Consider the following 23,918-nt stretch of genomic DNA (forward strand, 5'->3'; position numbering starts at 1 on the left):
ATAAATTCTACTTTCTAAACATTAATAGTATTTCTTCAGTTGGCTGTTCCAAATTATGCTCTTGTAAATACTTTGTTAAGCCACGTAAATCATACGATGAAAATTCTGTACTACATTTTTCACCATCTTCTAGATCCCCGACATATATACCTTCGAATCCATCTTCTTCTGTCGGGTCTGGTATTGGTTCAAATTTACTTTTCATCATTCATCCCTCCAATTACATTTTGCTAATAACTCTTTTGCTACTGCGGTATCTAAATAAAATTCATAACCACCTAAATATCTTGCGCCTAATTTACCGATATAATAATTTAACAATTGACTATTAGCAGCTTTGGCTTGAACATAACCGTCATAGCCCTCATCAAATGAAATCTTTGCCGCAATGGCAAACAAATGTGCACCAATTCCTTTGTACTCTTTATTCTTTGTTAAATGGCCATTGCTTTTGGGATTAGCAACTATCCAATGAATCTCTATAGTGTACTTATCAGGTGCAGCCTTATATGCTATAAGGCCTTGTATTTCCTCGTTGCCTTCTGCGAATATAGCTTTTATGGTCTGATCATGTGGAACCTTAGACCAATTAATATACCATCCGCTTGTCTTATTATATCCTTTTAATTCGCTTCGTTTCATTTCTTTCACAGTAGTATTAACCACTCTGCCTGTTTTGCATTCAATAAGGCAAGGCGCGAACCCATCTATTTCTATGTCTATATTACCATCATCATTTGAGCTTTTCAATCTGTTCGATGTCATCAAGTATTTTTCTCTAAAGTCTCGAAAATCATCGCTCTTATCAAGCCCATAATACTCGGCTCTTTCTTTCAGTGTCTTGAGTTCATCAGCATCTAAAGCCCACCTAGCGCGTTGAAGGAGCGCACATCTACAGTTTACATCCTGTGAAGCAATCCCAAAGCCTCCAGGATACATAACTTCCATATCATCTACCACAAAAGGCTCGTCTATTTCTGCAAGCTTCCCATCAAGAAGCCTGTGCATTGGTCTAGTTCTTCCATCAAGTGTAGCATCCCACTGCTTGACTACTTCACAACCTTTGGCTTTTGCTGCATGCTGCGCATCATTAGCGCTAAGAACCTGTATTCTATGCCCTTCGGTTCTAGCAATCCTCATTGCTTTATTAAAACCAATATTAGATGCTCCATCTATGTTTCTAGCAATGTGTGCATAAGACGAAGATGTGGCTATACCTCTTGAGATATGCTTTGCAATCTGTTTTTTGAGAACTCCAACATCAATACCCATTCTAGTATACAATGGTACACTCAATTTAGTATTTAATGTCATAGCCCTTGTGACTTGCTTCTCATTGATAGGAGTAATTAGCGGTATGCCTTGGCCTTGAATATCGTACATAGTTCCGATATATCCTGTGTAATAGGAATCTGTTAGATATCTTGTAATGCTGTCATAAGAATCAGCGTTTAAATTCCCAATCAGTTCATCTAACTGCCTTTTGAGATTTTCTTGAAACTTCTTCTGATATATCTGAGATTGAAGCAATGATTTTTGCTTATCATCTAATTCATCATAGACAGAAAGAAGTAAGTCAATCTTACCATTTGAAATCCTTATCTTCTGCTCTACTTCTTTAGCTGCATCTTCATATATCTTTTTTAATTCTTTAAGAAGCTTCTTCTCTTCTCGCAGTTTGGCTTTTTCAACTTCTAGCTGTCTCTTATTCATCTGGCACCGTCTTGTTTAACGTATCAGTCACATCATCTACTTGCTCATACGCTTCTTTTGGTTTTGGAAGTTTATCTTTGATTTCTTCGTAATCAATGTCCAAATAAGCGCATATTTCTTTAATGATTGTTTCACTAGGGAGATAGTCAAAAAGAGTGATCATGTTGTTAACAAAAGTCTCCTTAGCTTGTGCTTCAATCAATTTAGTTTGTGCTAGTTCCTGCTCATTAGACATAATCTTATGAATAAACTTAAAGTATACCTGTTTAGATTGATAATCTGTTCCTTCACGTTCGTTGATATCTTTTAAAACTGCTTTGAGGATTTTTCGCATAAACTGCTTTAATTTAATTTCTAGCTTGGAGCATTTTAAATCTAGCAATGAATAAAGAGCCTTAATTGCTATATTCGTGGTTGCGTTCGTGTCTTTTAATCCAGACGAGTTCAGCCCCATACCAAACCTATAGATATTCTTTTCATCAAGATCCAATTTTGCCTGTCTTGCTTGGAAAGGAATATCAATAGTCTTGATTTCAACGTTTCCACCCTCACCAACACCAATCATTTTTTTAGTTTTTATATTCTGCTGCAGTTCTTCCAGGTTATCCCCTTCAAAACCGCTGACAGCATATAAAGGATGGTCGAAATCAATTAAATTGTTAGAAAGGCTGGATGCCATCAAATCATAATCATCTATCAAGTCTTTAATGATATAAAGACCGCTTCTTTGGTCTTCATTATTATCTAACCTGAAGAATGGAATGTATCCAAAACTTTTTCCATAGATATTGTTATCACTCTTCTTTTTATAGAGTGCGTGGTATCTTGGATTGATAGACTCTCCAGGATCTAAAATGATTTTCCCATCATCTTCCTGAATGTAATATGTTACATCATTAGCACTCCATACTTGAATTTTCTTTATTTTCTTATCTTCTTTAACAATCTTATCAATGTACCAATAGATAACATATGAACATCCATCATCTGTATCTTTATCTCTTACTTCTACAACTCCCAATGAATCAGCACACATGAAAGATAATTCATCATCTTCGTTCCTGTATGCGTACATGTATTCGAACCCTTTTGAAACACATCCTGTCAGAAGCTTGTGTATTTCAGCAATGAAATTCTCATTATAGTTGAAATAATCATCTAATTTGTTCTGGAGTTCGGGGTCATCAGATTTAACAAAGCCCTCGTCATTAGATAACATATACTGTACTTCTTGATCTACTAATTCATGAAAGAATGTATGTGCTATTTTTGTGTTGCTTCTTGTGGTATCCTCGACAAGGTTTCCGTCTAAATCATAATAAAACATTCTGTAATGTTTAATATCATGATTTGCTTTATAATAATCTCTTCCTTTTCTTGCATACCTTTTAATCTTTGAACCCTTGTCCAAATTTATAAAAAAATTAATTTCTTCAGTTGTCAGCATGCACTCACCCCTTTCTTTAGATTAGCCAATCTGGTTTAGTAATGTATCTTTCTAATGCATATCGCATTGCATCCATAAGATGGTTAAAGTCATCAATAGGAACATTTAAACGTGTTCCAAATTTATCAGTATCCCACGTGTAATTGGATATTTCGGTTATGAAATTCACACAGCGAGGATGAATAATGATTTCTAAATCCTGTATCCATTGAATGCCGTTATTGATACTGTCTTTTCCTTTCTTGGCGCCTTCAATACGTTTTAAGCCATACCCTTTCAATTCTGCTATAGACTTAGGCTCTGCAGAGTCTGCAGTTATCTTTTCTTTTCTGTATCCTAAATCTATTATCCTGTCGGCTATCGCTCTGTTTGTGAGACCTTTTTCGTAGAATTCATCATATACATATAACTTCTTATTTTCTAAGTCTAAAAAAGCCAAGAAAAAAGCCGTTGGGTCATTTGTGTAACCAAAGTCTAACCCTACAGCCATTTTCAATTTATCTTTAATTATTCCAACCTTGCCATCGCGTGCCTCTCTTGCAGTGATCATAGTGAAATCTTCTTCTCTCCAATTCTCATAAATAAGACCTTCAACAATACCCCAATTTCCTAATCCTGCCACTTGATAACGACGAGGATTGTTAACTTTCATTCTTTCAAATAAACGCTTATCAGAAGCATCAAGCCACTCGTTGCATAAATAATTAGTAGTCAATGCTAGTATGTCATCATCTTTAGTATCAAAAAACCTTTTCTTTAGCCAATGACGCTCATTCCATGGGTTAAAAGTAATTGTTATCTGCTTAAAGAGTGGTGCTGGAGTTGCACCTCTTATTGATTCGTCCAAAGTGTCGAAATCGGTCTCTTTCATTACTTCGTACGCTTCTTCAATCCACATCCAGCATAAATAACCTTTGTCAACTGCTATAGATGTAATCTTAAAAGCATCGTCAAGACCACGAAAATAGATTTTCTGTCCTGTGGGCATGTACGTAGCCTCTAGAGGAGACAAAGTGAAATTCCAATACTTATCAACTCCAAGCCTGTGACATGCCCATTTTAGGTCCGCATAGCAAGAGTCTTTTAATGTCCTTCCTACTTTTCTAATTACTAATAGATTGGAATCAGGATATTTCATCAGGTTATATATGTACCATAAAGCAGTGGTTTTTGATTTCTTAGAACCTCGTGACCCTTTGCAGACTCTATATCTGCCTTTATAATGCCAAAAATCCTTGTACCCTTTTCCGATTATGTCAGGAAGATATAAGCCATTTAATTCATTATTCAAGGTCATCCTCTCCATAGAAAACGACAGGAACGCTCATTTCAACATTCATGTTATTGTCCGGCTTTTGACCGATGGTATCACGTACATATTCAGCAGCTCGAACATCTCCTTTAGCAGCTTTATTCAGCATAGATATGGCAATAGCCTCCTGCATAGTGATGTTTTTTCCTTTGATTGCTGCAATGCTCTTAATACGTTCAATATCGGCTTTCTTTCCATTTCTAAGAGGCATAGACAATAATTGCTCAAGAGTTTCTTTAATGGCTCTCTTTTCTCTTTTCGCTTTGCCTGATGCTATTCCGCCTTTTCGGCCGTTCTCTCTTCTTTCTTCTGGTGTCATGTTTGCGAACTCATTTTTTGCCATTGTTATCACCTGCCTTTCAACGCAAAAAAGCAACCCATTCTTTGAGTTGCTTTTACAAGTTAAAATAATAATATAATCATGTTGGAATTGTACCTTACTACATCAGCTCTTACATAAAAAAAGGAAAGCGTCACGATTCGAACGTGAGTCTCCTCAGTGGAAAAACCATACATCAAAGTGTAATCAACCTCTATACTACTACTTCCTTTTTTTTCTATTTAACCAAAACTCCTTAACTTTGTCAACCATTTGCCTTTCTTTATCGGTAAGCCTTGCCGCTCCTTTTTTACCGTCATTTTCATAACATAAAAAAGGAGCCCTTAAGAGCTCCTAAATTCTTAGCAGTCAACCGGAATTGAACCGATGCCTTGTCTATCAACCTGTTCTGCCAGCCTAAACTATCTTCTGCTAAGATAATCATGCCATACTTTTTCAACGCTTTCAACCATTTTCTTTTCTTCCTTTTATTTTTTTCTAGTACTTTATTTAATTTATATTTGATATCTCTGCGTTTAAGATAGTATGCCTCAGTATGCCAATGTCATTTTAAACCTTTTAAGTGCCTTTAACATTACATTGCTGACCAGTATGAACTGTGTCTATTAACGCCTTTTTTTGAACTTCTGACAGTATAATCTGTTTTTCTATTTGCTAACTCTTTAGCATAATCAGCGTTCATTTTTTCTACTGCCTTATCAGATAAAATTGAAGCCTTGCCCTTTCCGACCTTATTAACACGTTTAATAATCGCATCAACATTCCCGTACTTATCGTAAGCTTTTTGAAAAGGATGGTTACTATCAAAATAGCGTACCAAAGCCCCACGCGCATTTTTTGGTGTTGCCATCGAGATTTTTCCGCCAATAACTATATAATGATTTGTGTTCCCTTTTTCATCAGTAATGCTAAAGCCATTGTATTTAGCATTACTCGCTTTGCCTCTTCTTCCACTTGATGCACCTCTTCCACCCATATATATTATGCTCCTTTCGATATATGATTTATATATTTTTTAAGTTTTTCATTTTTTCTGTCACATGATTATCATAGTATTTCACATTAGCACCCTTGAAGTCATAGCCAATGTCGCCACCATAGACAAGCACATTCTTAGGCTTTAGCCTCTTCATGGCTTCATCCATGCCTTGTGTCCATATCTTTGTGGCTTCCTTGCTGCGCTTAACTCCAATAGTAGAAACTGAAATTGTACTGTTAGAAGGAATACCATCAAAACAAAAAGTAAATGTTTCTGGTTCAGCCCATGATACAGTAGGAATCACTCTAAGCCCTCTATCCTGATAGATCTGACCAATCAAACGGCTTCTGTATACATTCCATATCTTCATGGCCATAGGCATATCCATGTAAAGAGAAAAATCAGGAGTAAGAATACAGTCAAACTGTGCTAGCTTATCAACATACATCTGAGGAGATGCCCAAATTCTTTCAAATTGATAATCATCAATATAAAAATGAACACCTGATTCATATCTATCAGAATTCAATACATAATTGAAGCCAACAAGATCATCAGGAACATAGTCAATTCTTTCAAGTATAGGCATTTGATAGAATCCTATTGCTCTAAGTTCATCATATTCATCAAGGTTATATGCGTTTCCTGTTCTTTCTCTTTCATTAACCTTTTCAGAATCGTCTTCCTCAGGTTCTTCAAATTCAATTGACTCAAACCCAAATGAATCCATGTCTATATTGATAATGTCATCAAGTTCATCGCTTAGGATCTCAAAATCCCATTCCGCTCTCTCTGATACCCTGTTATCTGCTAGTCTAAAAGCCTTAATCTGCTCGTCTGAGAGGTCATCGGCTACTATGCATGGAACTGTCTCAAGTCCTAGCTTTAGCGCTGCTTTAAACCTTGTATGACCGCATACGATGATATTATTCTTATCAACAACTATAGGAACCTTAAAACCAAACTCCTTGATGCTGTTCATTACCATCGGAACGGCTTCATCATTCCTTCTAGGATTGCGACTATAAGGAATTAGATCAGCAATAGGCTTCTGCGTTATCTTGATGTCATTCATCTGTTATTCTCCTTCCCGGAAAAATAAAAAGGCACTTATACAAGCGCCTTGAAATCATAGTTCCCTATCAAACTATTTCCACATGTTATATGTTAGCACCTTTATATTACTAATGCGTTTTGATTTCATGACTTTTCTATACTTTCTGTTACATTTTTATCATTTATAACTTCAGATAATTCGATGATACCAGAACAAAGGAAGTGTCTTACCGTTCCTACTGAATACTGCATCAAGTCGGCTATATCATAATCACTCATTAGTTCGACATACTTATAAAACAATGCATCACGATGATTCATGTTGTCTAGTTTCTCAATATCCTCACGAATAAGAGACATCTGAGCAATATACTTATCCTTCATCATGATGTAATCATTCTGAGTCTTAGGTTCTGAATATGAACCTCTCAGACTATCATCATATCTGATTGATTTAACATTAATCATCTTGTTATTGATGTACTCCACTCGATTGCGCATATTCCTATAGCTTTTAAGATAGTTTCTTGTCTCTTCTGGCGTCATCTGATTACCTCCTTATTCAAAAATGAAAAATAAATAAATCACTATCACCAATACAAATAGAATAAAAAACAATTTAATTTCACTCCTCCTTATCTTTTAAAGTATATACATAATATTTTCTTGGGGCAGTGCTAGGATGCCTTGCATTGTATTTATCGCTGTGCTGATTGCTTGCCTTGCAGTAGAAACTAGCTAATCCAATGGATAGCCTATTAGCGCATTCTTCAGCAGTGCCTGCAACAATTACATTGTCATTCATGTCATAGACAACATAGAACTGCCTATCTTCATAGCTTGCTCTTTTCTTTTCTTTCTTGTGTACTTTTCTATGAGCAAATACATTTGCCATATATTCCTCATTATCGTATGCACTCCCTATTTTAATAGGTATTTCATTTGAAAATACACTTTCATGCTTATATATACGTTGCCATCTATGTTTTAGAGCTAATTGAGTAGCATCAACATACTGACTTATCTTTTCTATTGATCCAGTTATATCGGTTCTTTTTCCGTTACGATATAAAACAAAGTTTCCCATTTAACCTCCTTTCTGGAGAAGAAGAAAACAGTCCTTTACTCTTCCTATTGGTTTTCAATTTGTGTCTTCTCTTCTCCCAGCAACATCATAACTTTATAGTTGGATAGCAAAATTAGCGCTTCATACTCTTATTCTTTGCAAAAGAAGGTGAATGAGATTGAAGCAAAGCCATGACACTGCTGTTGTTTGTTGGTTTTAGAATAGAAAAATATGTTAGGGCATCGAATCCATGAGAGGATCTTGCTTTTAGAAAAGAATCTATTAAGTATGAGGGGTCCTAATAAATTTTCTTGATAGTATATAAAATCTAATAAAGAACTCAATGCCCTGCTTGATTATCTGATGAATTCTGATTGAATGAATCTAGCTAGTTCCAGATATTCGTCATAGTCAGTTTTTTTGGTAGATATATCATCTAAAGAAATAATCATATTTCTATTATTTCGTGTTCTTGTTGCAATGATAACTCTATCTGCTTCGTATTTAACACCGTCATACCAGAAGTCTCCATTGTCTTTTTTGCCTTTGAAGTTCTTCAGATATTCCATACGCTGCTCTGCTAACTCCAACGAAAGAAAATATTCATCAAACACCAAATTATGTGGTTGTCCATTTGTGTAGAACGCTATTCTGTACGGATATGACTCTTTTTTGTGATTTATCAATTCAAATCTAACTCTTTCCAGATTGATAACAGAAAAATTATTTCTCATGTATTCTTTTTCTTCTTCCGTTCTTGGCTCTTTGAATACTCTGAACACTTCAATGAAGTTACATTTTAATTTATTCGGTTTTTTTTCTATCTGCAGTATTGGCTTTGGTTTAAGTTTGATTGTTGGTTCGATATCTTCAATAACTCCATCAACCCATTTGATTTTTAGACGAAGATCATATTTACGTGAATTGTATATCTTGTCATTATTCAAATGGTATCTAAGTGCGTTTGTTGAGATTCCAAAGAAATCCCACATTTTTTTACTGCTCCCACATGCTAAAAAACTGCCATCATCTGCATTGTATGCATAATAAGAACCAGTTCTTATCATTTTTCTATGTCTCCTTTATCGTTGTTTTGAATTTATATTCAAAAATCTTTTTCTTAATCTTATATACTTCTGTTTTTCTGCCTTTGACATCTTCCACAACTTTAACGTTATTGATGTAATAGACGAAGTCAGCAATATACTCCATCTTTCTTCTTTTTCTCTTCTTCCCATCAATTTCGATTTCAAAAGGAGGGATCAATACAAACGGCACCTGTAATTGCAAATCGTTAATTAATCCGTCTTTTTCCATCTGTTTTAATTCCAAATAGCGTTTTGCTTCCTTCTTGGAATCGAATGTGAAGCCGTCAACTGTAGTTTTTCTTGAGTTGTACTTGCTCATTAGAATTGGATATCCTCTTCATCCATGATTAAGCCTTCATCCTCAAACTGCTGAATCAGTCCATTATTCGCATAGTTATTAACAGGTGCTTGATTATTTACTTGTGCTTGTGGTGCAGTTTGATTTTCTTTTCTAGTGTTAATGAACTGTACAGAGTCAGCAATCACCTCAGTAACATATACCTTCTGACCTTGATTGTTCTCATAGTTTCTTGTCTGAATGCGACCATCAACAGAAACGAGGGAACCTTTAGAGCAATAGCGCTCTGTGTTTTCTGCAATCTTCCCCCAACATACACAATTGATAAAATCAGCCTCCTGATCATCGCTCTTGAAGTTTCTTTCTACTGCTAGGTTAAAGCTTGTAACAGCTTTCCCACTCCCTGTTCTTCTTAGTTCGGGGTCTCTTGTAAGTCTTCCGACTAATAAAGCACGATTTAACATTTTCTAAACCTTCTTTCTTCATCCAGGAAACATATTGTCTAGATGATATTCTTTTATTTTCTTATACTTTTCTATCTCTTTTTCTTCTAATTCCACATTGAAAGAATCTAGAATCTTAACAATTATCTTCTGCACTTCTAGGCTTCTATGAACCTTTACTTTAAAGCTGTCAAATATCTCTGGTTTAATATTTAAACCTGTTTGATATCTAGTCAAGAAGTCAGGCATAGACATTTTAAGCACATAATACAGATATCTAGGTTCTACTTTATCTTTATTAACCTCAAACACTCCATACTTAGAGTCTACCTTTGTATCATCATCAAGATAGATCATCTGTCCTTTTGTAGCACTTAACTGTATTAGAATAGAGCCTTTCTTGTATGTCTTGTTTTTCTTGCTTCTTTCAATTGTTGCTATATCTAAGAGATTAACAACGTGATTATCCTTCAATTCTTCTTTAGACTTCTCTAGGAAGTCATTTGCAGCATTAAGCATATTTGTATAGGAGTGCTTCTTACTGCTCTCTAATTGGCTGATAAGCCTGTTTTTCTCTATCTCATAACTTTGAGGGCCTCTCAAATCCTTCAGCATTGCCACGAATTCTTTTTCGGTGGCTTCTATTTCAGTTTCAATCTGTACTAGTTCACTTACTACTTGCGCTAGATCAACAGGCTCTTTTTCTTCTGATGTATCAACATATCGAGGAATATTGAGGTTGTAGTCATTCTTTTTGATTTCTTCCAGTGAAGCGACATGGCTGAACTTGTCAATATCCTTTCTAAGTGAGTATGCTGATTTAATCTTTTCTATCTGATCATCGCTTAAATAATTCTGCTTGCCTTCTTTTATAAAGTCATTTGAAGCGTCTATAAATAAAATATCCTTGTCATTTCTTGTCTTCTTGAAAATCAACACGCAAACAGGTATCTGAGTATTCAGAAACAAATTACTAGGAAGCCCAATGACTGCATCAAGCAGATTATCATCAATCAGCAGTTTTCTAATGTCTCCCTCTTTCGAGCCTCTGAACAATACCCCATGAGGCAGAATAAAGAACGCTTGGCCGTTTTCTTTTAGATGTGATAAGCCATGCAGTACAAATGCATAATCAGCCTTGCTTTTAGGAGGAATGCCATAATTGGAAAATCTGGCATCATACTTATAGTTATCAACATTATCAAACTTAAGCGAATAGGGAGGATTACTGATAACTACATCAGATTTAAACTCATTATCAGCATCCTCTACTATTTCAATATCACTAAACTCACCATTATTTGTAAGCTTATAAACTGTCTTGAATTGATTAGTTAAAACATCACCATGTTTAACATATGCGTTTATTCCTCTTATTGATAGATTGAATAAGAGAAGCATTACAGAGTTGTCTGATAACTCCTCTAGATAAAATATACTGTCTCGGTGCTCTTTCAGCGTTGCGATAGTCAAACCACCAATCCCACAGCATTCATCGTAAATAGTTTCGGACTGTTGGGGGATTAGTCTGTTAACTAGATCACATAAGCAATGAGGAGTATAGTCCTGTTTAAGATTATTTCTATTTGCCTGTTCTTCCTGAAAGTAATTGGTGAACCAATCGTAATCTAGATTATTCTCTATCTCTAGAAATCTTTTAAATATCTTGAGTCGTTTATCTTTATCAAAAAGAATGTCTTTAAGTGCTCCATGCAACTGAAACGACTCTGTAATGCCTAATATTTCATTGATCTGACTTGAAGTAATCACAGATTATTATTCTCCTTATCTTCTTCTATGCCATTCACAACGACCGACACGATAACAAACACCGCAATAGCAATTACTGATATCACAATAAGGACAGCAACAATCAGCATAACGATAGCAAACACAGAAAATACATTTTCTAATACCTGCAATAAAAACATCTATATCACTCCTATCTGATAAACAAGTAAATCATCAACATCAGTGTAGCAGCATAAGCTACTGCAAGAATAAAGAAATCTCTGTTAGCCTTTTTACAGCTTTTAATGAGTTTATTGTTTAACTCCTGAAGAGCCTTCGTCGTTTCTAAATTCTCATTGTAAATACTCAATACAGATTGGTTTGCTTTTTCATAACTTTTACACTTATCTTCTAAATCTTCATATTCAGCCTTTAAATCTTCCAATTCTTCTTCTAAACAATGTTTTTCACTTTCTAATTCTTCAATCTGACTTTGTAGTTCTGTTATCTGCTCTTCATGCAGTTCCATTGAAATAGTGTTCATGTTATTTTACTGTTCTCCTTTTACTTCTAAGTCTTCAATGTAATCATCATCTTTATGTGCAGTTAAATATCGCAATAATTCTGTATCTGAAGCATTAGGACCATAATATAGATCATCAGGATAAAAGAACTTAGTAAACTGCGTATACCATCCACTTTTTTTAAAAAATTTATTAAAACCCATCACTTGAATTTTTCTGACATATAGTTTAGGTGTTAATTTTAAAGTCAGCATTTTAATATCAGCTGTTAAATACTCAACTTCCCAGTTCTTCTCATTTCTTAAGAATGAGGTTCTCTCTTCTTTATTCTTCAGCATCATTGACCACCTCGCAGTTATCAAGAACATCTTTGATCGGTGTAGGAGTACTATCTTCCCACTTAATGAATTGGAATAATTTATTAAACGCTGACATGCCAGCATAGTATTTGCCTTGCCAATAGCCATCACCTTTAGTTGGCTCCATGCCGTAAAGAAAAAGCCTGTTGCATCTGTCTCTTGTAATGTACAAATATTTTGTATTGTCTGAAAGATGTTTCAAAATATCATATTCTAGTTTGTTCACTTTGATTGGCTCTTTATATTCAGAGAGCATCCATTTCATACGCGAAAAACTGCAACCGCAATCCTCTTCTTCATCAAAAATACAGTCTTCACAGTTAAGACCATCACAGCTTCTTGCAATATTTTGTCCATCTTTTCTAACCGCAAAATAATAGCCTCCTTCTGTAAGATCTAGTATTACTTTCTTATTCTTTTCCGCATTTAGCATATTAATCTACCTCCAAAATAATTAATCTTCTTTCAACCACTCTTTAATGCTCTGCTTATTCTTAAGGCAGCATAATGAGCACGAAAATGATTTGACTTCAAGATTGAACTCTTCGCATGATCTATCGCCAAAATAATCACTAGATATACCTAAACAACTAATCAGCGAGTTATTCAATACTGCATCTAGTTTCTTTTCATCCACTTCAATCATTGCCATGTTTTTTCTCCTTTAGCCATTCAATCATGCTTTCTACACTATCTAGAGGACAGTCACAGCACTCATCATGACATATCTTTTTATGAAATAAGTTATAATTTAAATCCATGCAAGTAAACAAAGACGCATTAACAAAACGTCTCATTTTCTCTTCATCTACTTCAATGCGACCCATCAAGAACACCTCTAATCTTTTCTAACTTATTAGTCAGTTCTCTATTATCACATTCAGCTGACTCTAAATCATATTCAGTATCTGCAAGTACATCTTCTAAATCATTACAGTATTTTTCTAATGCTTTCACGTAATCATCATCCAAGCAAATCCTGCCGCTTCTATTGTCATAGCATAGAAAGTCCTCTTTTTTAGGTTTCTTCAAACCTTCAGTATCATATATACTGTCTGGTTTTTTAATCCATTTGATAAAATTATTTTTTGAATAAAATGGACAGTCTCCGTCACAATCCCCAATGTCACAAGGAACGTTAACTCTATTTCTTTTTAGAGAATTATTGAAATGTGAACATGGAGCAATTCCAAACACTTCATCATCTGCCAAGAAGTCAGCGACTGCTTCTAGTTTTTCATCACTCACAAGTTCCATGCTTTTCTGCCTCTTTTCTCAGTTCCTCTTCTTTCTGGATTGCTCGTTCCACCTCTCTGTTGATTTTTAATTTTTGGTAATCTCTTACTTTATCAATGTCCAGGTATCCAAGACATACCAGTTCAGTAATACAGATGAGTACATCAGCAACCTCTTCATGAAGATTGTCCTCATATTCATCATGAAAGCCATATCTTTTTACTTTTGTAATTGATTGGATTAACTCTGCACATTCTTCCGATGCAATAGTGAGAGTTAGATCATCACCATTTACATGTGCTATGTTATCTAATCCGAGTATTAATTGTTGTGGATAATTCAATAATCCTTTTAGTTTCCCAATCTCTTTAAACATTTTTTATAAACCCCCTCCTTAATCTAAATCTTCATCATGTTCATACTTCTTACTATCAAGTAACTCTTGAAGCCTTTTGCGTGCTTCTTCCTGTTCAGGAGTTAATACAATAGCGTCTGGTATTTTATTTTCTGAAGATTCTTCTTTTTCTTTCTTTCTTCTCTCTGATATTGGTATAGGCTTATTTTTTTCAGCCTCTTTATTTCTCAAGAATCCATCTATATGTTTTTCTAGATTTCTTATATCAGTTCTATCTTTTACAGATTCATAATATTCACTGATGTACTCCAACTTGTCTTTCTTAAAGAAAATAGAAAAAATAGATTCATAAGACGGACAATACTCTACAGTACAGTCTTTTTCTCTTTTCTCTTTTCTTTGTTCTTTTATTGTCTTATTAGGGTTTAGTTCTTGGTTTAGTTCTAAACCACTTGCTAAACCACTTGCTAAACCACTTGCTAAACCACTTGCTAAACCGGTAGTATCTTCCGACTCCTCGTTTTCGCTTTTTGAAAACCCGTTACTTTGGTATTTATCCCAGTTTAATACCGTCACTTTAGTGCCCTTTTTAGATATATCTAACTTAATTTTTCCACATTCTTCTAATAAGTGAAGGTATTTGGAAACTGTCGGTTTAGACATATGACACCTTGATGCAACCTGATTCAGAGAGAGGATGCATTGTCCTCTCTTGATCAAGTCTCCGTGATGATAATAATCAACAGGATTAGTGTGTAGTAAGATGTCAATCCAAAGATGGAACATCTTGGAATCGTGATAGACTTCATCGTAGTCCATCATATAAAGTTTTATCCATCTCCTTCTTTCCATCTTTCACATCTCCTATTCTTTGACTTCTCCTGTGTCTTCATCAACAATATTGACATCTGCATCAACCCATTCATTAGGTTTGTCTAGAATGTCTCTGTTGTCTTCTCCAACATCAAAGTTTTTAATTGTTTCATCTTGTGCTACTGCTTTAACGAATTCTGTTTTTAACGGCATATATTTCAATAGCTTCTTGAGCACTGTCTTTTTAGCCATTTCATCAAAGGCACTTTGCCATGGTCCATTATTAAATGTTTTAGAATACTTCTTGGCGTGTTCTGTAACATCTTCATAACTCATGACTTGGAAACCTTCCCCACCATTTACTAATTTAAATACTGCATAGTAGAAAATCGGTTTTCCTCTTCCTTTCTGTGCTGGTACATGTTTCAATTTAGGATTTAAACCTAATTCGTACTCGAATAAGTCACCTTCTCTGACAACTTCGGCAGTAATACTTCTTACTTCTCCTGTTCTGTATGCTAGATCAAGCGCCCCTTTGTAACCTAATTGGAACTGACATTGATTGCCGTATGGGATTAAATATGCTTGTCCTAGTGCTGTATTAGGTTCAACTCCTAACTGTGCAGCAATAAGCAATGCACCAATGAATGACTGTGGTGTACATTTTGCTAACTTAGGAGTATTAGTGACTGCCGTCATAGCGATGCGACTGAATCTTTCAGGAGTGATTACGTTAGGCAATGCCTTAGCGATTTCTCCTTCATATACCTTGATATAGTCCTTGATTGTTTGAGGCTTATGCTTATTAGCAACTGCCTGTTTAGTGGTATTTGCGATAATACCTTTCTGATTTACTTCTGCCATTTTATTTTTTCTCCTTTACATAGAATTTTCTTTGAGTATTTTCCTTTAAGTACTTCTTAAATAACTCTGGGTTTTCTTTTTTGAACTTATCTCTATCAAAAGTCATGCTTTTTGAAGTCTTCCACTTGATTGTGGCATTTTCTAATTCTGCAGCTTCTGCATCTTCCATCTCTGCTTTGATAGTGTTCTCATAAGAAACTTGAAGTTCCTTCAAAGCTTTAATTCTCTTCTTAATGGACAACAGTTCTTTAACACTGTCCTCGGCTTCATGCCCTAAAATGCAACTTTTTACTTGAGACTGCCATCTTGTGTTCAATGTGTTCTTTGTACTTTCTGAGCCGTCGACGTCAGGCGCATTACCTTGTTTGACCATTTCCCAGAAATCACCTTCAGCCTTGATAAGTGCTTCAATTTCTTCTTCATTTCTGTTGATTTCGTACCAAAAGAAGCCCTTGCCCATCACTAGAACGGCTATATACCATTTTTCGAAGCCTGTTACTGCCATGTAATGCATACATTGACAATAATAGCTTGGTGGAATATCACCATTCTCAAAATCGCATCTAGTTAGTGCACTAGCGGTTTTACATTCAAGCCCTGCCTTTTCACCAACAATTAAACGGTCAACATTTGCGAGCATGAACGGATGCTTCTCAGATTGAAAAGAAAACCCACTTTTTCTAATTTTCTTTCCTGTCGCTTCTGTAAATCTGTCAGCGACATACTGTTCTAAATCTCTACCAACTCTCATAGCTTCGTTGTCTTCCTCTTCATCTTGAAGAAGTCCGCATTTTTCAGCCCACAGAGTGTAGGCACTTTTATACTTATTAAGTCCTAAAACTGCACCAACATCTGAGCCACCTATACCCTTTAAACGGTCATATAGCCACTCCTCACGAGTTTTTGGCAACTTGTGCTTAATTACACCTTTCATAATCTTTCACCCCCCCTTAGACACATTCTAAAGCGTTAATAACATCTTTAATGAGAGCCATGCCACTGTCTCCAGTAACATCAATGAACACTTCTTGGTTACCTTCATAAAGTCTTACAGTGACCTCTTCATTGCCGTTCTTATCCTTGTGATATAGCATTTCAGCGATTTCATCGCTCCACTTTCTAGTTCTAGTGAGAGTCTCGAACAGGCTCGCTAGAATATCTTTCTTATTCTCCATCTACGTAATCCCCTTCAAACAAGCTATTTAGCGCTTCTAAGATATCAGAGATTGTATTTACATCCCCTAATGGTCCAAATGCCTCAATTGCATCATCTGGACTTTCATACACCTTATTTATAATTCTATTGAATTCCTTTTTTTCTCTCTCACTATCAAACCCATTAGCAAAGCCCCCTTCTTTGGCAGCTTTAACGATGTAAGCAAACAGCAATAAGTACTGCCATGTGTTTCCTGTTCCTGTTACTTCACAGTTCCCGTTTTTAATCTCAAGGTGTAGGAATGGTGTTTCTACGCGTTTGATCATGATTATTTATCCCCCTTTAATCCGATGTATTCCAAAAATAAGATGTTTAATCCTAATGAGAAAGCACTTAAGACATGTGCGGCTGTACTATCCCAATTTGTGCCTGTACTAATCATTGAAATAACCATGCCTAAAACAAACAAATTAATTGTGATTAATAAGATTCTTTTACTATTCATAATTTCCTCTTTCTGTGCTATAATTAGCACTGTCTGATTTTTATCAATCTTTTCCAAGATTGAGTGGGAGCACACGATGGCTGTCGTGTGTTCTTTTTTTTGTGCTCATAAGCACTTAGCGCCAGGAGACCGTATACAGTAGGTATGTATAGTCAATGGAATTACCCAAAAAGAGAAATGTTAAATTATGTATTGCAGTTCATTCTACGAATTATTATTTGTCTCCTAGCCTTAGGTGCCTACGAGCAACTAAAGCTATTTATTCAATTGTTTTTCTTTTAGAATCATCTCATGTTCAATATTCGCATTTTTGATGATCCTTTTTTCATCAATCCCAAGATAATCGATAACCAGTTTCATCGGCAAATGTCTACTGTCATGAAGTCTTTTACCAGACTTAAGTACTTTCTCGGTCATCTCTTTCTTAAGTCTAGAAGCCTTTGCTTCACTGCAACTTGCTAAAATCATGATGTCATTTCTATCAGCCCACTGTTTCTTAATCACATCAAACATTTGCAAGTTTGTTGTAGCCTGTTTACACATTTTTTCTCACTCCTTTGCTAAGAACTTGTTAATAAAATACTGCTGACCCTTACCAGTGACCTTTGGTGTCTTGGTGGTGATGTTGACACCTGAGCCATTCACGTAAGAACCTTCCTTGATTTCAAACAATCCCAAATCCATAGCCTTCTGTGTAGGCATGTTGTAATCAGTGCCCTGGCGCTTGATCAGATAGCCTTTTTCTCTGAGCCATGCGAATAATCTCTTCTGACCCATGTCAATGCCATTCTGCTTTAAGATTTTGGCAAGTTCACCTACAAGGATAGATGTATGGCTAGTGGCTACTGCATCAGCAAATACCACCTTAGGCTTCATCTCCTCGATTACTTTATCCTTAGCAGCTAGAACGTTCTGCGCTTCAATCAGCGCTCTAGCCATTAATTCAGAGCCACTTAATTCCTTCACTTGGTACTGCCCTGTTTTTCTTAATGATGGGAGTACTTCAGATGTAACCCATCTCTTAAACTTCTTGGCACTTGGTAATTTGCTTGAGAGAACTAAGCTATAAAGACCACTTTCGTTGATTATTGGAGTGTTTCGATTTCTACCGATAGAATCGCGAATCGCGATTGTATCTTTATCTTCAGCGTCAACGTGCTTACTTAATGCATCATTTTGATTCTTATACCCAAGCACATCAGCCACATCTTTTCCGACAAACCAAGGCTCACTGTTAATCAAAAGACTTCTTACTTCATGATTTTCAAAATTAAATAATTGTACTTCGTTCATTTTTGTTCCTCCTTGAAGTTTAATTTTTTTAAACTTGTTTTGTAAAAAAATAAGACCCTATTTCGTTTTCGGGAATATCGAGCATATCGCTTATTGCAATTATGTCATCGCTAGTGAATCTTACTTTATTACGCATTTTTAATGATAATGTATTTTCGGAAATACCATATGCATCAGCAAAATTTAATTGACTGCCATATTTTTCAATGATTCTACCTTTCAGTTTCCTGTAATCAAAAGCCATATTCTACCTCCTAACCCATAAATAATAAAAATACCCCAAAAACAGCAACAATAAGCCAAATGATGCTTATAATTAGTTTAAAAATTTCTTTTTTCATATTGCTATTTAAAGTGAATGATGATAGTTTTATAAATAGAAAGTCATCTAAGACTTTCTATTATAAACTTAAGGACTGCTAGGAGCGAACCTATGTCCCAAACGAGCTGAGTTAATTGTGCTACCAATTTTCTCAGCTTTTTTATTTTCTTTTCCAAATCATTCACTTCATTACCTCCTTTCTGATACTAGTTTAACATTTTTAAACTATTTAGTCAATATTTTTGTTTAATTTAATTAAACCTTTTTATTGATTAGTTTACAAACCCTATATATAATATAAATAGAAAGGAGATGATGTATATGAGACCTAATGCTGATATTAAAGATAGATTAACCTCTGCTTTAAGAATTAGAAATATGACTCCCAAAGAACTGTCTAATAAGACGAATATTCCTAAATCATCCATTTCTCAATACATGAGTGGATATGCAAAACCAAAAGATGAACGACTATATCTAATGAGTCAGGCTTTAAACGTTGACCCAACATGGTTATTAGGGTATGACGTAGAAATGGAAAACAATGAAACCAAAGAAGAAGCAATCGATTGTAACAACCTTTATAGAGTTGACAGAATTAAACTTCCTATGCTAGGTAAGGTAGCATGTGGTGAGCCTATCTTCGCAGATGAAGACAGAGAAAGCTATATAATGGTCGGCACTGATATTGGTGCTGATTTCTGTCTCCAATGTCAGGGTGACAGTATGATAAATGCAAGGATCCATGACGGTGATATTGTCTTTGTGAAGAAAACTGACATAGTAGAAAATGGAGAGATTGCTGTAGTAATCATAGATGATGAGGCCACACTAAAAAGATTCTTCTATTATCGTGAACAGAATCTAGTTATTCTGAAGCCTGAGAATCCAAAGTATCAGGATATAATCCTTACTGGTGAGCAGTTGAATCAAGTTAGGGTTATTGGAAGAGCGGTCGCTTTCCAAAGTGATGTAATATAAATTGATAGGAGGATTATAAATTATATGCAAGAAAAGAAAATGAAATATCAAAGATACAAACGTGGACAGATTGTATTGATTGACTTTAGTCCTTCTATGGGTAGTGAATTACGTGGCAAACATTTTGCAATTGTAATAACAAAGAAAGACTCCCCTAATAATGGTGTCTTGACTGTCATACCACTAAGTTCCAAAGAAAAACCTTACTATTTAGATATAGGAAATTTTGTTTCGAAACAGGTTTATCCGCAATTATTAAATATTACTAGAGAATTATATACAGCATTAGCAAATTTGGATTCATCTGATGCAAATGAATACAACGTTGAAGACGTTCAAAAAGTCCTCAATAATGTTAATGAATTTAAAAAAGTCGCAAACATATACATTAACAAGAATAAAAAATCATTTGCATTGGTACAAAATATTACAACAGTAAGTAAAATAAGAATTAAAAAACCTGTAAATCATTATGATCCAATCAAAAATTTGATTGCTGATAGCCTAATTCTTGATTTAGTTGATAATAAAATAAAAGAATTATTCATCAATGATAAATAGCAAAGATATAATAACGAGGTTTGACAATAGCCGCTTTGTGTGATAACATCTAATTGAACAAGAGCTATACGCTATTGTTATTTACACAACGGCCTAGCGCCATTGAAGGAATCTCGTTAGAGGTTCCTTTTCTTTTTACAAAAAAAGCATCCTAGCGCCAACTAGGATGCTGATAGTGATACGCCAATATCACTCATATAAAAGAAACATCTCATAAAGTCCTTTTACGTACTCAATTATATCACGATTGGCACGTTCAAGGCAAATTACAACTGAAAGGACGTGTCATATTTAACTAAAAAAAAGTAATCCCCGGAGCTAGAGAATTCTAAGATATTATTCTATCCTACTCCCATTCGGGAACCCTGCTTTATCCATCACGGATTACTTATTACATTATTATTATATCTAAAAGTTTTTAAAAGACAACCCATTTTATGATTTTGGTAAAATTGAAATTAATGGATTTTTGATGTAAACAATAAAAAACTCCCCTGCTACCAACAGGAGAGTAATAAGGAAGAGGTACTACCAATACCTCATATAAAAGAAACTATCACATAAAGTCCTTTTACGTACTCAATTATAACACTATTGGCACGTTTAAGGCAAATTACAACTGAAAGGACGTGTCATATTTAACTAAAAATAAGAAAGCCCAGGAGGCAACGTACAAAATAGCACGCTTAGCATTTAGCTACCTAGCCTGGGTCTTATTTCTAATGTGAGAATATCACGCTAAACAACATTTGTCAAATCCAACAGCATTAATGAAAGGACGTGTCATATCATGCCTAGAAACTCTAGATTTAGACGTAGACCGAATAATACAGGTACTGTGGTTAAATTATCGGGTAAGAGAAGAAACCCCTACTGTGCAAGAGTTATGAGCGATGAAAGAGATATAATAACAGGCAAGAAGAAACAGATATGTATAGGCACCTTTGCGACTAGAGAAGAGGCATTGAATGCCTTATCTATTTACTCTCTTAAGAGATCCAATGCAATCACAAATGAAGAAGCAAGGAACCTCGCTCCTGATCTGTTTGATAGAATACAGGAAAAGACACAAAAAAAAATCCCTACTTTTAAAGAAATATATGAGATATTGGATGCTGAGGAATTTAGTAAGCTCTCTAACTCGGCGAGAAAAGGATATAAGGCTTGGATTAAGCATTTTGAAACCATATATGATAGGCCTATCAATAATATCACTCTTGCTGATCTTCAGTTTGTGTTTGATAACGACGGCTCTAAAAACGGAACTCAAGCACACATGAAAGTGCTATGCTGCAAGATATTTGAGTATGCCGTAATACATCAACACATCTCAAGAGATGATGATTATACATCTTATATTAAGATTGCTGATTATAAGCAGTCAACTAAGCACTTCGCTTTTGACATTGAAGAAATCAAGAAACTGCAGAGTGCTGATACTCCAGAAGCGCACCTATTATTGATTTACATTTATACAGGGCTTCGTGTAGGTGAGTTACTGCATATCAATAGGGACAATATACATATAGATGAAAAATGTGATGATGACGGCACAGAAAGGCTTATAAGCTATATTGTGACAGGATCTAAAACTGCAGCAGGAAAGAATAGAATAGTACCAATACATAACGACATCAAACAATTTGTTATTGATGAACTGATTGAAAAAGAAAAAAGATTGATAGATGTCTCTTATGAATGGGGATTTAACAAGAATATAATGCCAATGATCAATAATATGTTAAATACGAATCACACCATGCATGATACTAGAGTGACTTTTGCATCATTGTGTCAACTGTACAAAGTTGATGTATATGCAAGAAAGAAGATACTGGGGCACAAGCTAAAAGACATCACTTTTGATATTTATACAACTGCTTCAAAAAATAGATTGTGGACCGAAGTAAATAAGATAAAACTATGAGAGCGTTCCAATAGAGTGCCACATGACACTTGATAAATAGAACTCAGGATTATATAATTAGGCTGTTGTAAATATGCGTCTCCTTTCTGCAGTTATTACAACAAACCAAAATCTTTATTATTTTTCTTATAAACGTTAGCGCCTTTAGTACTCTAAGTGAGCAAGGCTGCGGAGCACCTGAAAAGGTGCTTTTTTGTTACTAGTTTTTTGTTACTAGTTTGTTACTAGTTGACCACTTTTAAGCACTCTCGAGGAGTAAAAAACCGCATAAATAAGCCATTTTTGTATATTTGAATTTTCATCAAATGAAAACGATTTACACCATATGAAAATTATCAAAAGTTATTATTTAGAATAAATCCCCTCTTTTATGTTCTCCCATATTGGACATAATACATTCTTGATGTTGCTTATGAACAATATCCCATACATACTCCATACCTGTTGCGAGTGGCTGATTTAGAAAATCTTCTTTATCAATCCAATATACATCTCCTTCATCGCTTGACTGAAGAAATCCTTCATACTCACTTGCCTTATAGACTAGAATAATATTATGAATAGAATGCTTATACCAATGATATAAACCACATAAATATGGATTCTTAATTGTAAGACCTGTTTCTTCATTCACTTCTCTAATCATGGCATCTTTGAATATTTCTTCTTTTTCTACATGACCACCAGGAAAAGTAATACCAGTATAAGAATCATTGACTTTATTCTGAACTAAGACATGTCCTTTATCATCTTCAATCATACACATATTCATTAAACAGACATCTTCCTTACGACGTTTCTTTACACCTTTAAACTCGATTGCCTGTACTGGGCATATCTCTAAACAGGCCCCACAATGAAGACATTGTGAAACATCTATTACTTCATTATGAATACAACGTTGAGGACATATAGTCTCACATTTGCCACAATGAATACAGCGGTCAGTAATGGTATAATAAGTACCATGTTCCTTACTATTAATAGTAATAGGTGCTCTTTTAATATGTGCTGGGTCACTGATATCAAAATATTCACCAGATGCTTCATATAAACAGAAGACATCCAATGCCTTTCTTGTATCTTCTGGATAGATAGACTGCATATAAGTATTCTTTAGGAAAATCTCATCAAGTTTATGAGACCCAATATTCTTAACCTTACCACTTAAACTAAAAGATACTTTTCCTTTAAGTCCTGTTAAGGAAATATACTCCTGGTCCATCAGTTCCTTATAGAAACTCTTACCTCTTGCAGTTAAGAAGTAAATACCTTCTTCATCATACAACATAAGATCTATGATTCTTGTGATTGGTTTTCCTTCATTATTAATAGTCGCCATTGTGACAGAATGAATGTCTTCAACAAGTAATTTGATATAATCCATAAAAATACCTCCAGGTATCAGTTTATACCATAAATAGGGTAGACAGGAAATAATATCAATACTGAGATTAATTATTATTTCTGTGCCTCCCGTTGCACCGTACGTACGGGTCTCGTATACGGCGCTACATTTATATGATAATTTCAAACTAACTTAGATAGT

34 protein-coding genes are annotated in these 23,918 nt (G+C 34.9%); 3 read left to right on the forward strand and 31 right to left on the reverse strand.

The window, feature by feature from the left end:
• Window positions 1-7: 7 nt before the first annotated feature.
• From ABUA27_RS02370 to ABUA27_RS02515, 30 genes are all read right to left on the reverse strand, one after another.
• Window positions 8-208, reverse strand: a complete 201-nt coding sequence (locus ABUA27_RS02370; RefSeq protein ID WP_349820154.1) for a hypothetical protein — start codon at window positions 206-208, stop codon at window positions 8-10.
• Complete coding sequence (locus ABUA27_RS02375) at window positions 205-1,713, reverse strand: phage minor head protein (protein WP_349820155.1); 1,509 nt, start codon at window positions 1,711-1,713, stop codon at window positions 205-207. Before ABUA27_RS02375 ends, ABUA27_RS02370 begins: the two co-directional genes overlap by 4 nt.
• A complete protein-coding gene (locus ABUA27_RS02380; RefSeq protein ID WP_349820156.1) occupies window positions 1,706-3,124 on the reverse strand; it encodes a phage portal protein in 1,419 nt (472 codons plus the stop codon). The genes ABUA27_RS02375 and ABUA27_RS02380 overlap by 8 nt, the downstream gene beginning before the upstream one ends.
• A 52-nt stretch (window positions 3,125-3,176) precedes the next feature.
• Window positions 3,177-4,451, reverse strand: coding sequence for a PBSX family phage terminase large subunit (locus tag ABUA27_RS02385; RefSeq protein ID WP_329999356.1), 1,275 nt, complete (start codon window positions 4,449-4,451; stop codon window positions 3,177-3,179).
• A complete protein-coding gene (locus ABUA27_RS02390) occupies window positions 4,444-4,815 on the reverse strand; it encodes a KGG domain-containing protein (protein ID WP_278547684.1) in 372 nt (123 codons plus the stop codon). The genes ABUA27_RS02385 and ABUA27_RS02390 overlap by 8 nt, the downstream gene beginning before the upstream one ends.
• A 571-nt stretch (window positions 4,816-5,386) precedes the next feature.
• Entirely contained in the window at window positions 5,387-5,788 is a 402-nt protein-coding gene (locus ABUA27_RS02395) for a hypothetical protein (protein WP_329999999.1), read from the reverse strand.
• A 28-nt stretch (window positions 5,789-5,816) separates the two neighbouring features.
• Window positions 5,817-6,866 (reverse strand): DUF4417 domain-containing protein, encoded by a 1,050-nt coding sequence (locus tag ABUA27_RS02400; RefSeq protein WP_349820157.1) that lies wholly within the window; start codon window positions 6,864-6,866, stop codon window positions 5,817-5,819.
• 125 nt (window positions 6,867-6,991) lie between these two features.
• Window positions 6,992-7,393, reverse strand: coding sequence for a hypothetical protein (locus ABUA27_RS02405; protein ID WP_349820158.1), 402 nt, complete (start codon window positions 7,391-7,393; stop codon window positions 6,992-6,994).
• Window positions 7,394-7,472: 79 nt separating this feature from the next.
• Window positions 7,473-7,934 (reverse strand): hypothetical protein, encoded by a 462-nt coding sequence (locus tag ABUA27_RS02410; RefSeq protein ID WP_349820159.1) that lies wholly within the window; start codon window positions 7,932-7,934, stop codon window positions 7,473-7,475.
• Window positions 7,935-8,269: 335 nt separating this feature from the next.
• Window positions 8,270-8,980: a hypothetical protein gene (locus tag ABUA27_RS02415; RefSeq protein ID WP_349820160.1), complete on the reverse strand. Its 711-nt coding sequence runs from the start codon at window positions 8,978-8,980 to the stop codon at window positions 8,270-8,272.
• Window positions 8,981-8,984: 4 nt separating this feature from the next.
• Entirely contained in the window at window positions 8,985-9,320 is a 336-nt protein-coding gene (locus tag ABUA27_RS02420; RefSeq protein WP_317373789.1) for a DUF1064 domain-containing protein, read from the reverse strand.
• Window positions 9,320-9,763, reverse strand: a complete 444-nt coding sequence (locus ABUA27_RS02425; protein WP_349820161.1) for a single-stranded DNA-binding protein — start codon at window positions 9,761-9,763, stop codon at window positions 9,320-9,322. The genes ABUA27_RS02420 and ABUA27_RS02425 overlap by 1 nt, the downstream gene beginning before the upstream one ends.
• An 18-nt stretch (window positions 9,764-9,781) precedes the next feature.
• Window positions 9,782-11,512: an N-6 DNA methylase gene (locus ABUA27_RS02430; RefSeq protein WP_349820162.1), complete on the reverse strand. Its 1,731-nt coding sequence runs from the start codon at window positions 11,510-11,512 to the stop codon at window positions 9,782-9,784.
• Window positions 11,509-11,673: a hypothetical protein gene (locus ABUA27_RS02435; RefSeq protein ID WP_329999989.1), complete on the reverse strand. Its 165-nt coding sequence runs from the start codon at window positions 11,671-11,673 to the stop codon at window positions 11,509-11,511. Before ABUA27_RS02435 ends, ABUA27_RS02430 begins: the two co-directional genes overlap by 4 nt.
• An 11-nt stretch (window positions 11,674-11,684) precedes the next feature.
• Entirely contained in the window at window positions 11,685-12,017 is a 333-nt protein-coding gene (locus ABUA27_RS02440) for a hypothetical protein (protein WP_349820163.1), read from the reverse strand.
• Between the two features lie 6 nt (window positions 12,018-12,023).
• Window positions 12,024-12,335, reverse strand: a complete 312-nt coding sequence (locus ABUA27_RS02445; RefSeq protein WP_349820164.1) for a hypothetical protein — start codon at window positions 12,333-12,335, stop codon at window positions 12,024-12,026.
• Window positions 12,322-12,789, reverse strand: a complete 468-nt coding sequence (locus tag ABUA27_RS02450; protein WP_349820165.1) for a hypothetical protein — start codon at window positions 12,787-12,789, stop codon at window positions 12,322-12,324. The genes ABUA27_RS02445 and ABUA27_RS02450 overlap by 14 nt, the downstream gene beginning before the upstream one ends.
• 21 nt (window positions 12,790-12,810) lie before the next feature.
• The gene (locus ABUA27_RS02455; RefSeq protein ID WP_129980556.1) at window positions 12,811-13,008 is read right to left on the reverse strand and encodes a hypothetical protein; all 198 of its coding nucleotides are present in this window, start codon (window positions 13,006-13,008) and stop codon (window positions 12,811-12,813) included.
• Window positions 12,995-13,183: a hypothetical protein gene (locus ABUA27_RS02460; protein ID WP_349820166.1), complete on the reverse strand. Its 189-nt coding sequence runs from the start codon at window positions 13,181-13,183 to the stop codon at window positions 12,995-12,997. Before ABUA27_RS02460 ends, ABUA27_RS02455 begins: the two co-directional genes overlap by 14 nt.
• On the reverse strand, window positions 13,170-13,613 hold the full coding sequence (locus tag ABUA27_RS02465) for a hypothetical protein (RefSeq protein WP_349820167.1): 444 nt from the start codon (window positions 13,611-13,613) through the stop codon (window positions 13,170-13,172). Before ABUA27_RS02465 ends, ABUA27_RS02460 begins: the two co-directional genes overlap by 14 nt.
• Window positions 13,597-13,968 carry a MazG nucleotide pyrophosphohydrolase domain-containing protein gene (locus ABUA27_RS02470; protein WP_349820168.1) on the reverse strand — a complete coding sequence of 124 codons (372 nt, stop codon included), beginning with the start codon at window positions 13,966-13,968 and terminating at the stop codon, window positions 13,597-13,599. The genes ABUA27_RS02465 and ABUA27_RS02470 overlap by 17 nt, the downstream gene beginning before the upstream one ends.
• 18 nt (window positions 13,969-13,986) lie before the next feature.
• Window positions 13,987-14,799: a helix-turn-helix domain-containing protein gene (locus ABUA27_RS02475; RefSeq protein WP_349820169.1), complete on the reverse strand. Its 813-nt coding sequence runs from the start codon at window positions 14,797-14,799 to the stop codon at window positions 13,987-13,989.
• Between the two features lie 12 nt (window positions 14,800-14,811).
• Window positions 14,812-15,624 (reverse strand): recombinase RecT, encoded by an 813-nt coding sequence (locus ABUA27_RS02480; RefSeq protein ID WP_317373815.1) that lies wholly within the window; start codon window positions 15,622-15,624, stop codon window positions 14,812-14,814.
• A 1-nt stretch (window position 15,625) separates the two neighbouring features.
• On the reverse strand, window positions 15,626-16,558 hold the full coding sequence (locus ABUA27_RS02485; protein WP_349820170.1) for a YqaJ viral recombinase family nuclease: 933 nt from the start codon (window positions 16,556-16,558) through the stop codon (window positions 15,626-15,628).
• A 16-nt stretch (window positions 16,559-16,574) separates the two neighbouring features.
• Window positions 16,575-16,799 (reverse strand): hypothetical protein, encoded by a 225-nt coding sequence (locus ABUA27_RS02490; protein ID WP_349820171.1) that lies wholly within the window; start codon window positions 16,797-16,799, stop codon window positions 16,575-16,577.
• Entirely contained in the window at window positions 16,789-17,106 is a 318-nt protein-coding gene (locus tag ABUA27_RS02495) for a hypothetical protein (protein ID WP_349820172.1), read from the reverse strand. Before ABUA27_RS02495 ends, ABUA27_RS02490 begins: the two co-directional genes overlap by 11 nt.
• A 2-nt stretch (window positions 17,107-17,108) precedes the next feature.
• The gene (locus tag ABUA27_RS02500; RefSeq protein ID WP_161220247.1) at window positions 17,109-17,285 is read right to left on the reverse strand and encodes a hypothetical protein; all 177 of its coding nucleotides are present in this window, start codon (window positions 17,283-17,285) and stop codon (window positions 17,109-17,111) included.
• 255 nt (window positions 17,286-17,540) lie between these two features.
• The gene (locus ABUA27_RS02505; protein WP_288834838.1) at window positions 17,541-17,828 is read right to left on the reverse strand and encodes a hypothetical protein; all 288 of its coding nucleotides are present in this window, start codon (window positions 17,826-17,828) and stop codon (window positions 17,541-17,543) included.
• A gap of 6 nt (window positions 17,829-17,834) precedes the next feature.
• Window positions 17,835-18,578 (reverse strand): phage antirepressor, encoded by a 744-nt coding sequence (locus tag ABUA27_RS02510; protein ID WP_349820173.1) that lies wholly within the window; start codon window positions 18,576-18,578, stop codon window positions 17,835-17,837.
• Window positions 18,579-18,606: 28 nt separating this feature from the next.
• Window positions 18,607-18,822, reverse strand: a complete 216-nt coding sequence (locus ABUA27_RS02515; protein ID WP_279078603.1) for a DUF739 family protein — start codon at window positions 18,820-18,822, stop codon at window positions 18,607-18,609.
• 399 nt (window positions 18,823-19,221) lie between these two features.
• Here ABUA27_RS02515 and ABUA27_RS02520 point away from each other — a divergent pair, with 399 nt between their 5' ends.
• The 3 genes from ABUA27_RS02520 (at window position 19,222) to ABUA27_RS02530 (ending at window position 22,369) form a co-directional block, all read left to right on the forward strand.
• Entirely contained in the window at window positions 19,222-19,881 is a 660-nt protein-coding gene (locus tag ABUA27_RS02520; protein ID WP_349820174.1) for a LexA family protein, read from the forward strand.
• A 24-nt stretch (window positions 19,882-19,905) separates the two neighbouring features.
• The gene (locus ABUA27_RS02525) at window positions 19,906-20,442 is read left to right on the forward strand and encodes a type II toxin-antitoxin system PemK/MazF family toxin (RefSeq protein ID WP_349820175.1); all 537 of its coding nucleotides are present in this window, start codon (window positions 19,906-19,908) and stop codon (window positions 20,440-20,442) included.
• Between the two features lie 790 nt (window positions 20,443-21,232).
• A complete protein-coding gene (locus ABUA27_RS02530) occupies window positions 21,233-22,369 on the forward strand; it encodes a tyrosine-type recombinase/integrase (RefSeq protein ID WP_349820176.1) in 1,137 nt (378 codons plus the stop codon).
• 349 nt (window positions 22,370-22,718) lie between these two features.
• On the opposite strand, the gene ABUA27_RS02535 is transcribed toward ABUA27_RS02530, so the two are convergent.
• Window positions 22,719-23,756, reverse strand: coding sequence for an NUDIX domain-containing protein (locus ABUA27_RS02535; RefSeq protein ID WP_349820177.1), 1,038 nt, complete (start codon window positions 23,754-23,756; stop codon window positions 22,719-22,721).
• Window positions 23,757-23,918: the final 162 nt, after the last annotated feature.

The organism is Catenibacterium sp. RTP21428st1_D7_RTP21428_210409 (assembly GCF_040227455.1).
GTDB classification, from domain to species: Bacteria; Bacillota_I; Bacilli_A; order Erysipelotrichales; family Coprobacillaceae; genus Catenibacterium; species Catenibacterium mitsuoka_A.